Below are 3,259 nucleotides of genomic sequence, written 5' to 3'. Positions count from 1 at the left end.
TTCATGGCGGAGCGGCCCAATCAGCTTTGGGTGGCGGACTTCACCTACGTCAGAACGGCGCAGGGCTTCGTTTATGTGGCCTTTATCGTCGATGTGTTCGCCGGCGTTATCGTCGGCTGGCGGGTCTCAACGTCGATGGAGACATCTCTGGTGCTGGATGCGCTGGAGCAGGCGCTTTGGGCTCGTCGCCCAGGGAAAGGGGTGATCCATCACTCAGACCGAGGCTCACAATATGTTTCATTAGCGTATTCAAAGCGTCTGAAGGATGCTGAAATCCTGGCGTCAGTTGGCACTACCGGCGACTCCTACGATAATGCGATGGCAGAGAGTATCAACGGGTTGTACAAAACGGAGGTTATCCACCGCGGGAGCTGGAAAAACCGGACGGAAGTGGAGTTGGCCACGCTGGACTGGGTGGACTGGTACAACAACAGAAGGCTGCTCGGGCGGCTGGGTTACATCCCTCCTACTGAAGCCGAAATGAACTATTACGCTTTGCAATTAGCATCAGAGGAAGCGGCGTAGTATTGCCAAAATTACTCTCTAATAAACTCGGGGTTATTCACCTGAGCCGTTTTTGACAAACAGCCTGAATGACATTAACACGGCTTAATTCTTTATCTGACATAGTCACCAACATCCGAATGTCCTTGTTGCAGCAAAAGGGTTTTATCCTTTATGACGCAAAAAGTGACATTTCTAAATGGTTAAAAAGTGACATTATAATATTGGTGCTACACCGGTCTTGCGGATGCACGGTGATTATCTGGCGATTGTGACGCTGGGCTTTGGCGAGATAATCAGGCTGGTACTCAATAACTGGCTGGCGTTTACCGGCGGTCCCAACGGCGTACCGGTGCCGTCGCCCACGTTTTTCGGTCTGGAATTTGGCCGCCGCGCCCGGGAGGGCGGAGTGCCGATTCATGAGTTTTTACACACCAGCTACAACCCCAATCTGAAATTTATTTTTATCTATACGGTGCTGGTATTGGTGGTGCTGCTGGTGTTGTACATCAAGCACAGGCTGACCCGGATGCCTATCGGTCGCGCCTGGGAAGCGCTGCGCGAAGATGAAATCGCCTGCCGCGCGATGGGGCTGAATCATGTCTTGGTCAAGCTGTCCGCCTTTACCCTCGGTGCCTCTACCGCCGGGCTGGCGGGGGTGTTTTTCGCCAGTTACCAAGGGTTCGTTAATCCCACCTCGTTCACGTTCTTTGAATTTGCGCTGATCCTGGCCATTGTGGTACTGGGCGGCCTGGGATCCACAATCGGCGTGGTGATTGCCGCCTTTGTACTGACGGTTGCCCCCGAGCTGCTGCGTGGTTTTGCCGAATATCGGGTGCTGTTGTTCGGCGTGCTGATGGTGTTAATGATGATCTGGCGGCCGCGCGGCCTGATTCGCGTCAGCCGCAGCGGTTTCACGCCGCGTAAGGGGGTGGCGCCATGAACGGGTCGATACTGCGCGTGGCGCATTTGCAGATGCGATTCGGCGGCATCCGGGCGCTGAATGATGTCAACCTTGATGTCGCGCGCGGCTCCATTACCGCGCTTATCGGCCCGAACGGCGCCGGTAAAACCACGGTATTTAATTGCCTGACCGGCTTTTATCGGGCCAGCGGCGGATCGATCATGCTCCATACCGGGCAGCGTTCCATCAATGTTATCGAAGTGCTGGGAGAAAAACTGCGCCTGGCGGACTGGCTTCATCCTCCCCGACTTGGCAGGCGGCTTTTTTATAAAATGTTCGGCGGCACACATCTGGTCAACTGCGCCGGGCTGGCGCGCACTTTCCAAAATATCCGCCTGTTCCGCGAGATGTCGGTGGTGGAAAACCTGCTGGTGGCGCAGCACAGGCGGATCAACCGCAATCTGGTGGCCGGCGTGCTGAATACCCCGGCCTATCGTCGCGCGGAAAGTGAGGCGCTCGATCGCGCCTTTTATTGGCTGGAGGTGGTGGATTTGGTGAGCTGTGCCAACCGGCTGGCGGGCGAGATGTCCTACGGGCAGCAACGGCGATTGGAGATCGCTCGCGCAATGTGCACCGGGCCTGAGATGATTTGCCTTGATGAACCGGCGGCCGGGTTGAATCCGGTGGAAACGCGCGCATTGAGCCGTATTATCCGTACGCTGCGCGATGAACACGGCATTACCGTGCTATTAATTGAGCACGATATGGGCATGGTGATGGACATTTCCGACCAGGTTATCGTGCTGGATCACGGCGATGTCATCGCCAGCGGGCCGCCGCAGGCAGTAAAAAAGGATGCGCGGGTGATCGCCGCCTATCTGGGTACGGATGAACAGGCGGTGACGCTATATGAGTACGCCTTTGCTGGAATTTCGCGCGGTGGACGTCAACTACGGCCCCATCCAAGCGCTGCGAAAGGTGTCACTGCAGGTCAATGAAGGCGAAACGGTCGCGCTTATCGGCGCTAATGGCGCTGGCAAATCCACGTTACTGATGTCCATCTTTGGTCAGCCGCGCATCGCCGGCGGGCAGATCCTTTATCGCGGTGAAGATATCAGCCGCAAATCCGCTCATTATGTCGCTGCTAACGGTATCGCCCAATCGCCGGAGGGGCGACGGGTGTTTCCCGATATGACGGTGGAGGAAAATTTGTTGATGGGCAGTATCGTCATCGGCACCCGCTTTCAGGCCGAGGATCTGGCGCGCATGTATCATTTGTTTCCCCGGCTGGAGGAGCGGCGCGTCCAGCGCGCGATGACGCTGTCGGGCGGCGAACAACAAATGCTGGCTATCGCCCGCGCGCTGATGAGCCGGCCCAAATTGCTGCTGCTGGATGAGCCGAGCCTGGGACTGGCGCCGATTATCGTCAGGCAGATCTTCCAAATTCTGCGCGAACTGGCGGCGGGGGGCATGACGCTCTTTCTGGTTGAGCAAAACGCGCACCACGCCCTTACGCTGTCCGATCGCGGCTATGTCATGGTCAACGGCCAGATTCGCCTGAGCGGTCCCGGCCAGGCGCTGCTGGGGAACGAAGAGGTACGCAACGCCTATCTGGGCGGCATTTGAACGCCGCCAATGACTTCGCCCTGCCGGCCGGGAAAAATCCTAACACCTGAATTTTTAATGTGTTTCTTCCGCCGGAAACAATTACATATACAATTCCTGGTCGTGACTCAGATTTATTGATACGTTATACTCTACATTTTTAAAAATACACTATGGCAAAGATTGATGTTACCTGCCCTCGTTGTAGCGAAGCTGATGGAGTTCGATGTAATGGTCATTCGGCAT

Annotated in this window: 2 protein-coding genes and 2 pseudogenes; all 4 read left to right on the top strand. The window is 56.0% G+C overall.

Annotated elements, in window-relative coordinates; translation table 11 throughout:
• Positions 1–525 (top strand): IS3 family transposase (locus CINSTRO3249_RS14325; protein ID WP_125933110.1); only part of this gene is annotated, 525 nt, incomplete at its 5' end.
• Between the two features lie 214 nt (positions 526–739).
• Positions 740–1,447, top strand: a pseudogene (locus tag CINSTRO3249_RS14320) (branched-chain amino acid ABC transporter permease); the annotation flags it as partial.
• Positions 1,444–2,310 (top strand): annotated as a pseudogene (locus CINSTRO3249_RS14315) (ABC transporter ATP-binding protein); the annotation flags it as partial. The pseudogenes CINSTRO3249_RS14320 and CINSTRO3249_RS14315, both read left to right, overlap by 4 nt.
• 7 nt (positions 2,311–2,317) lie before the next feature.
• Positions 2,318–3,034, top strand: coding sequence for an ABC transporter ATP-binding protein (locus CINSTRO3249_RS14310; RefSeq protein WP_074013751.1), 717 nt, complete (start codon positions 2,318–2,320; stop codon positions 3,032–3,034).
• The last annotated feature ends 225 nt before the right edge of the window (positions 3,035–3,259 follow it).

This window comes from Candidatus Sodalis sp. SoCistrobi, assembly GCF_900143145.1.
Taxonomy (GTDB): Bacteria; Pseudomonadota; Gammaproteobacteria; order Enterobacterales; family Enterobacteriaceae; genus SoCistrobi.
The sequence above is the reverse complement of the archived record's forward strand: the minus strand, read 5'-3'. Positions and strand labels throughout refer to the sequence as shown.